General features: G+C 69.2%; 3 protein-coding genes and 2 pseudogenes. All 5 read left to right on the top strand.

Annotation, left to right across the window (positions count from 1 at the left end; translation table 11 throughout):
- Positions 1–477, top strand: a pseudogene (gene glcE / locus G3N93_RS31165) (glycolate oxidase subunit GlcE); the annotation flags it as partial.
- A gap of 23 nt (positions 478–500) precedes the next feature.
- Positions 501–1800, top strand: a pseudogene (gene glcF, locus G3N93_RS31160) (glycolate oxidase subunit GlcF).
- Between the two features lie 20 nt (positions 1801–1820).
- A complete protein-coding gene (locus G3N93_RS31155) occupies positions 1821–2225 on the top strand; it encodes a heme-binding protein (protein ID WP_206134678.1) in 405 nt (134 codons plus the stop codon).
- A 43-nt stretch (positions 2226–2268) separates the two neighbouring features.
- Complete coding sequence (locus tag G3N93_RS31150) at positions 2269–4443, top strand: malate synthase G (protein WP_174940506.1); 2175 nt, start codon at positions 2269–2271, stop codon at positions 4441–4443.
- Between the two features lie 530 nt (positions 4444–4973).
- Positions 4974–6536 carry a sensor domain-containing diguanylate cyclase gene (locus G3N93_RS31145; protein WP_174940504.1) on the top strand — a complete coding sequence of 521 codons (1563 nt, stop codon included), beginning with the start codon at positions 4974–4976 and terminating at the stop codon, positions 6534–6536.
- Positions 6537–6572 lie beyond the last annotated feature (36 nt).

Genomic DNA, 6572 nt, shown 5'->3' with positions numbered 1-6572 from the left:
GCGGGGGGGCGGGCGTTCGCGGGGGCATGCAGCGGGGACGGCGGGGGGCGCGGGGGGTGCGAAGGGTGCGGGGGCTCGGTGAAGGCCGCGGGCGAGACGATCGGCGGGGAGTGCATGGACGGCGGGGACGATGCGTGCTGGGTACGGCTGCGGGACCTCGCACGGCCGTTCTTCGACGATCCGCGCCCGCTGTGGCGCGTGTCGGTACCGGCCGCCGCGCCGCTCGACGCGTTGCCCGGCGCGCTGCTTGCCGACTGGGGCGGCGCACAGCGCTGGCTGAAAAGCGATGCCGCACCGGCCGACCTGCAGCAGCTCGCCGCGCAATGGGGTGGCCACGCGACCTGCTTCACGCCCGGCACGACGCGCGAGCCGTTCCAGCCGCTGCCGCCCGCGTTGTTGCGCGTGCACCGGCAGCTCAAGGCGCAGCTCGACCCGCATGCGATTTTCAATCCCGGCCGCCTGTACGCCGACTTCTGACGCGAACCCGATCCCGACCGCCGATGCAAACCAATCTCAGCGAAGCAAGCAAGGCCCTTGCCCGGGCCGACGAAGCGGAAGCGATCCTGCGCGCGTGCGTGCACTGCGGCTTCTGCAACGCGACCTGCCCGACCTACCAGGTGCTCGGCAACGAGCTCGACGGGCCGCGCGGACGCATCTACCTGATCAAGCAGCTGCTCGAAGGCGAGCCGTGCGGCGAGCGCACGCAGCAGCATCTCGACCGCTGCCTGACGTGCCGCAACTGCGAGACGACCTGCCCGTCCGGCGTGCGCTATCACACGCTGCTCGACATCGGCCGCGCGGAAGCCGAGAAGCGCGTGCAGCGGCCCGCGCGCGAGCGCCTGCTGCGTGCGGGGCTGCGGCCCGGCGCCCCCCGGCCGCCCGCCATCCGCGCCTCGCCGAAGGCCCGCGCGCGCGCGCCTGCTGCGTGCCGGGCTGCGGCACGTCCGGCCGCGCCCGGCGACATTCGCCGCGTTGCTGAAGGCCGGCCGCGCGCTGCGCCCGCTGCTGCCCGCCGCGCTGCCGGCCAAGATCCCGGCCGCCGTCCCCGCGGCCGCACCGCGCCCGCCCGTGCGCCACGCACGGCGCATGCTGATGCTCGAAGGCTGCGTGCAGCCGTCGCTGTCGCCGAACACCAACGCGGCCGCCGCGCGCGTGCTCGACCGGCTCGGCATCAGCGTGACCCCGGCGCGCGAAGCCGGCTGCTGCGGCGCGACCGAATATCACCTGAACGCGCAGGATGCCGGCCTCGCCCGTGCGCGCCGCAATATCGACGCATGGTGGCCCGCGATCGAAGCAGGCGCGGAAGCGATCGTGCTGACGGCCAGCGGCTGCGGCGCCTTCGTCAAGGAATACGGCGACCTGCTGCGCTCCGACCCCGTCTATGCGGAGAAAGCGCACCGCGTCAGCGCGCTCGCACGCGATCTCGCCGAAGTGATCGCGGCCGAGCCGCTCGACGCGCTGGCCGGGTCGACGCCACGCCGCATCGCAGTGCACTGTCCGTGCACGCTGCAGCACGCGCAGCGCCTGGGCGGCGCGGTCGAACGCATCCTGACGCAGCTCGGCTTCGATCTGACGAATGTCGCCGACGGCCATCTGTGCTGCGGCTCGGCCGGCACATATTCGCTGACCCAGCCCGAACTCGCGACGCAACTGCGCGACAACCGGCTCGACGCGCTCGAAGCCGCGCGGCCTGACCTGATTGTCACGGCCAACGTCGGCTGCCAGACTCACCTGAACGGCGCAGGCCGCACGCCCGTGCGCCACTGGATCGAGCTCGTCGACAACCACCTCGTCAACTGACCTGATACCGGAGGAATGCCATGCAGACGAAACCCGAACTCGAACTCGCCGATGCCGACCGCATGCTCGCCGCCGCCCGCGCGGAAGCGGAACGCCACGGCTGGGCCGTATCGATCGCCGTCGTCGACGACGGCGGCCACCTGCTCGCGTTCGCGCGGTTGAACGGCGCATCGCCGGCCAGCGCCTACATCGCGCAGGACAAGGCGCGCGCGGCGGCGCTCGGCCGGCGGGAGACGAAGGCATATGAGGATATGATCAACGGTGGCCGCACCGCGTTTCTCAGCGTGCCGCTGACGGGGTTGCTCGAAGGCGGCGTGCCGGTCACGGTCGGCGGCCGGATTGCGGGCGCGATCGGCGTGTCTGGCGTAAAGTCCGAACAGGACGCGCAGATCGCCCGCGCCGGCACACAAAGCGTCGCGGTATAACCAGCCAAAGCCGCGCGCGATTTTTTCCCCGGGAGGATTAACGATGATCGACCAAGCAGGACTGCAAGTCGCGCCAGCGCTGAGCCAGTTCATTGAAAACGAAGCGCTGCCGGGTACCGGCATCGACAAGGCCGCGTTCTGGAGCGGTTTCTCGGCCCTGGTGCACGACCTGGCGCCGCGCAACCGCGAGCTGCTCGCGGAACGCGACCGCCTGCAGCAGGAACTCGACACCTGGCACCGTGCGCACCCCGGCCCCGTGCGCGACCACGCCGCGTATCGCGCGTTCCTCGAACAAATCGGCTACCTCGTGCCGGTCCCGTCGAACGTCGCGGCAGCCACCGCGAACGTCGACAGCGAGATCGCCACGCAAGCCGGCCCGCAGCTTGTCGTGCCGCTGTCGAACGCGCGCTACGCGCTGAACGCCGCGAACGCCCGCTGGGGCAGCCTGTACGACGCGCTGTACGGCACCGATGCGCTGCCTGAAGACGGCGGCGCCGAACGCACCGCGACCTACAACCCGACGCGCGGCCAGCGCGTGATCGACTACGCGCGCAACGTGCTCGACAACGCGGCGCCGCTCGCGAGCGGCTCGCACCGCGACGCGCTGCGCTACCGCGTGCAGGACGGCCAGCTCGCCGTCGAAACCGCGAAGGGCATCGTGGGCCTCGCGCAGCCGGCGCAGTTCGTCGGCTACCAGGGCGCGGCCGATGCTCCGTCCGCGATCCTGCTGAAGCACAACGGCCTGCACCTCGAGATCCAGATCGACGCGTCGACGCCGATCGGCCGCGCCGATCTCGCGAACGTGAAGGACGTCGTGCTCGAAGCCGCGGTCAGCACGATCATCGACTGCGAGGATTCGGTCGCGGCGGTGGACGCAGAAGACAAGGTCCAGCTCTACCGCAACTGGCTCGGCCTGATGCAGGGCACGCTGGTCGAGGAAGTCGCGAAGGGCGGCAAACACTTCACGCGCCGCCTGAACGCCGATCGCGAGTACACCACGCCCGCCGGCGGCACGCTGTCGCTGCACGGCCGCTCGCTGCTGTTCGTGCGCAACGTCGGCCACCTGATGACCAACGGCGCGGTGCTCGACCGCGACGGCAACGAGATTCCCGAAGGGATCCTCGACGGCGTCGTCACGGTGCTGTGCTCGCTGCACGACCTGAAGGCGAAGCGCAACTCGCGCACCGGCTCGATCTACATCGTGAAGCCGAAGATGCACGGCCCGGTCGAAGTCGCGTTCGCCGATACGCTGTTCGCACGCATCGAGGACTTGTACAACCTGCCGCGCAACACGCTGAAGATGGGCATCATGGACGAGGAGCGCCGCACCAGCGTGAACCTCGCCGCGTGTATCGCCGCGGCCGCCGCGCGCGTGGCGTTCATCAACACCGGCTTCCTCGATCGCACCGGCGACGAGATGCACACCGCGATGGAAGCGGGCCCGATGATCCGCAAGGGCGACATGAAGTCGTCGGCGTGGATCCAGTCGTACGAGCGCAACAACGTGCTCGCGGGCCTGTCGGCCGGCCTGCGCGGCCGTGCGCAGATCGGCAAGGGCATGTGGGCGATGCCGGACCTGATGCACGCGATGCTCGAGCAGAAGATCGCGCATCCGCGCGCCGGCGCGAACACCGCATGGGTGCCGTCGCCGACCGCCGCGACGCTGCACGCGCTGCACTACCACCTCGTCGACGTGCAGGCCGTCCAGCAGGAACTCGAGAAGACGCCGTACGCAAGCGAACGCGACGCGCTGCTCGAAGGCCTGCTGACGGTGCCGGTCGTCGAGCGCGCCGAGTGGAGCGAGGCCGAGATCCTGAGCGAAGTCGAGAACAACGCGCAGGGCATCCTCGGCTACGTCGTGCGCTGGGTCGAACAGGGCGTCGGCTGCTCGAAGGTGCCCGACATCCACGACGTCGGCCTGATGGAAGACCGCGCAACACTGCGCATTTCGAGCCAGCACATCGCGAACTGGCTGCGCCACGGCGTGATCACCGAGGCGTTCGTGCTCGACGTGTTCAAGCGGATGGCGCGCGTCGTCGACCAGCAGAACGCCGGCGATCCGAACTATCGCCCGATGGCGCCCGGCTACGACCAGTCGACCGCGTTCAAGGCCGCGTGCGCGCTCGCGCTGCAGGGCACGTCGCAGCCGAGCGGCTATACCGAGCCGCTGCTGCACCGGTTCCGCCTCGCGTTCAAGGCGCAACAGCACGGCGGGTAACCGAGGCGTGCTTCACGAAACGGGCGGCCGCAACGGCCGCCCGTTTTCATTTTCGCGTTCACCCGGCCGTTGAAACGAATAATCGGCGCATATCGTCTGCCTTCATTTTTCGCGGGCGTGTGCCGTTAACCGGAGGGAATCGACGGCCGGATGCCGCGCGCAACGGCCCTGCATGCCGCAAAGCCTTGCGCGGGAACGCTCTGCCCGATATTCGCAAGCCCGGGAATTCACTGTAATTTGATCCGGATCAACGGCCCGCAACATTTTCCGCGCACGCGGACGCGCGCGCTATACTCCGTTGAATTCGCGTTGCCCGATTCGTCGGATCGTTGAATCGGCGCAGATGTCACCAGTGAATGCTTGATTTACCGGTATATCCGGCCGCGATTACCTATAATCGGCGTCCATTTTCTCCGCCGGCCGGCAGGAAGGCGTCGGAATGGCCGCGCAACGGATCGCCGCCGGCACGTCATACGAATACAATCGCATCGGCCCGCCTCCCGGCGGCAATGCCCATCGATCCACCGACCATGGCAGAAACCGACTACGCAATGCCCAGCGAATCCGGCCTGACGAGCCGTGTCGCCGCTCATCTGCGCCGGTTCCTGCTGCCGCACCTGATCTTCTATACCGGGCTGCTGATCGCGCTGGTCCTGCTGCTCCTGTGCGGGATCGTGCTGTACGAAGGCCGTATCGACGCGCGCGACCGCTCGGCCGCGATGCAGCAGAATCTTGCGCTGATGGCGTCGTGGGACATCGAGCGCAACATCGAGATCTATTCGCTGTCGCTGCAGGCCGTCGTCGAAGGCGAGAACGACCCCGACGTCATCAAGCTGCCGATGCCGCTGCGCCGCCAGGTGCTGTTCGATCGCGCGACGACGGCCAAGTACCTCGGCGGCATCTACGTGCTCGACGCGAAGGGCGACATCGCAGTCGACGGCAAGAGCGACGTGCCGCGCAAGGCCAACTTCGGCAACGAACCGTACTTCGCCGTGCACCGCGATCACCCCGACGCCGGCCTGTACGTCAGCCCCCCGTATCACTCGCGGCTGCGCGGCGGCTCGCCGAGCATCGCGCTCAGCCGGCGGATCACGAAGCCCGACGGCTCGTTCGGCGGCGTCGCCGTGATGTCGATCCGGCTCGAATATTTCCAGAACCTGTTCTCGCGCCTGTCACTCGGCGATCGCGGCTCGATCGCGCTGATCAACACGGACGGCAAGATGCTCGCACGCGAGCCGTACGACCCCAAGATCGTCGGCCGCGACATCAGCCGCGCCAGCACGTTCCGGCGGTTCATGACCGCCAACGAAGGCAGCTTCGCCGACACCGCGTCGATCGACGGCGTGCGACGCCTGTACGTGTTCCGGCACCTCGAGAACCTGCCGCTCATCATCATGGTCGCGCGCTCGGAAGCCGATACCTACGCCGCGTGGTACGACCGTGCGATTCCGATCGGCTCCGCGATGGTTGCGCTCGCGATCGGCTTCGTCGGCCTGTCGCTGCTGCTCGACGTGCAGTTGCGCAAGCGCCACCGCGCGGAAACCGAACTGCAGGCGCTCGCGCGCACCGACGGCCTCACCGGCCTCGACAACCGCCGGATGCTCGACGTCACGCTCGCACGTGAATGGCGCCGCGCCGCGCGCTCGCAGCACGCGCTGTCGCTGCTGTTCATCGACGTCGATTACTTCAAGCGCTACAACGACACGCAGGGGCACCAGGCCGGCGACGACGCGCTCGCCGCGGTCGGCCACTGCATCGCCGGCTGCCTGCGCCGCCCGGCCGACTACGCGGCGCGTTACGGCGGCGAGGAGTTCGTCGTCGTGCTGCCCGACGTCGACACGGCCGGCGCAGTGGCGATCGCCGAGACGATCCGCACCGGCATCCTCGATCTCGGCATCCGGCACGACGCCGGCACGTCCGGCCGCCTGACGGTGAGCATCGGCGTGACGACCAGCTATCCCGAACACGACGACGACATGCAGGGCGCGCTGAAACTCGCCGACGACGCGCTGTACCGCGCGAAGGAGGGCGGGCGCAACCGCATCGTCGTGCACGCGGCCGCTTCCGGCGGCTTTGCGGCGCGGCAGGCCTGAGCGGTCGCCCTGCCGTTGCCTGGCGGTGTGGCGTCA

Origin of the sequence: Burkholderia sp. Se-20378 (genome assembly GCF_017104665.1) — a bacterium.
GTDB classification, from domain to species: domain Bacteria; phylum Pseudomonadota; class Gammaproteobacteria; order Burkholderiales; family Burkholderiaceae; genus Burkholderia; species Burkholderia lata.
Note: the sequence above shows the minus strand (reverse complement) of the source record. Positions and strands in the feature narration are given on the sequence as shown.

What these genes read in the sequence shown, in the direction of transcription:
- G3N93_RS31155 (WP_206134678.1), top strand. Translation starts at nt 1,821, where the DNA reads ATGCAGACGAAACCCGAACTCGAACTCGCCGATGCCGACCGCATGCTC.
- G3N93_RS31150 (WP_174940506.1), top strand. Translation starts at nt 2,269, where the DNA reads ATGATCGACCAAGCAGGACTGCAAGTCGCGCCAGCGCTGAGCCAGTTC.
- G3N93_RS31145 (WP_174940504.1), top strand. Translation starts at nt 4,974, where the DNA reads ATGGCAGAAACCGACTACGCAATGCCCAGCGAATCCGGCCTGACGAGC.